Here is a 1580-nt window from a genome sequence, read left to right on the forward strand (position 1 = left end):
TCATTGATGGCCGAGTGCAGCACCTCACCCTGATAGCTCTGTCGGGTTGCCAGCGGCATCCCCACCTGTGGAAAGACCTGATGATAGAGGGTTTCAGTGTTAACGCCGGTTTGGTTGTCTATGGTACGCAGCAGTTCAAAACCGGCAGGCCCACGGCCCAAGCGGTTAATGAGCAGGCCACCATACTCATAGTTGACCGAGGCCTGAGTGGATGGGCCGGTTTCCGTACTGACCCGCTTAACAACCCACTGAGCCGGAATGGTTGAAAAGTTGCGGGCAGGGTCCAGATGGCTGGAAACCTGGGTTTTATACACAGCGTACTGACCACCGGCTTTCTCTGTCAGGGGAGCATAAGTAATATGGGTGTTGACGCCCAGCCCGTCGGTAATGCGGGTGATGGCGTTGAGCGCTGAATGACTTTGACTCTTGAGTCGGTACCAGCGGTCATTGTGGGCGTACACAATGTCCAATTTGCCAAGACCATCCACGTCGGCAAATTGGAACGGCTTACTGGTGGTTTCATTAATAACGCCATATACCGACCAGGCTCCAATGCCGTTGGTGCCTGTGCGAGCGCTGTGGTAAATCAGTGACTGAGTATCGCTGTGCTGTACCAGGAACTCGGCGCGTCCATCACCATTGAGGTCGATAATGGCGGTTTTATCCCGGCGGGTGTCATTAGTAGTGATGCCGGTGTCGATACGCGGCAGAAACTTGATGCCATCTGATAACTGTATATACCACTTATTGTCTTTGACATAGGCGATGTCGGACAGTCCATCACCGTTAAAGTCGGCGCTGCGCAGCGTAGTGGCAATGTTCAGGTAGTTATGCTGGCCGCGATAGATTTCCTGCCGTTTGCTGTAAGATGAGCCATTGGAGACGTAGAGGTTCCAAAAATCATCATCCCATGTTGACCAGGTGCCGTTTAGGTCTCGCTCGCACTCCCATTGAGATAATGCGCCGGGTACCGAACACCCCGCCCCCTGGTCTCTGACCTGCAGCATGAAATCTGTGAGGCCATCGCCATTAATGTCCATAAAGGCACTGCCAAAACCACTGCTGGAGTCCCATTGGCTGATACTGGTGCTGTGACTGAGTTCGGTGCTGGGGAAGCTATAGAGCGATTGCGCAGCGGCAAAACTGCCGCCCTGATTGCGATACCACTTAATCGCGCCACCATCGATAAAGATAATATCTTCCAGCGCGTCACCGTTTACATCCGCCACCAGAGCTTTGCCTTTCAGGCCAATGGCTTTGCGTCCCAAATCGGTAACGGACTCACTGACTACGCGGTCAATGTCTTCACACAGATAGGTGCCGTTGCCGTTGGGCTCGCACACTGTTTGTGATGTGGTCGTGGGCTCAAAGGACAACACTTTCCAATTACTGGTTTCACTGTCCGCGACCAGCAAGTCGCGCTGTCCATCCCCATTGTAATCAATGCTGTGAGCGAAAGCTGACTGGCTGGCTCCCGTCGTGGTCAGACTCGCTTCACCACCGGAGACGGTACGCTTATACCAGCGGCCATTGCGGACATACACAATGTCGGTCCGGCCATCACCGTCCATGTCGAAAAA

At 53.7% G+C, this 1580-nt stretch carries 1 protein-coding gene; it reads right to left on the minus strand.

The window, feature by feature from the left end:
• Positions 1 to 1580, minus strand: a 1580-nt coding sequence (locus KU855_RS18665; protein ID WP_218532788.1) for an FG-GAP-like repeat-containing protein, incomplete at both ends; no start/stop codon positions are given.

Origin of the sequence: Shewanella sp. NIFS-20-20 (assembly GCF_019209865.1) — a bacterium.
GTDB lineage: Bacteria > Pseudomonadota > Gammaproteobacteria > Enterobacterales > Shewanellaceae > Shewanella.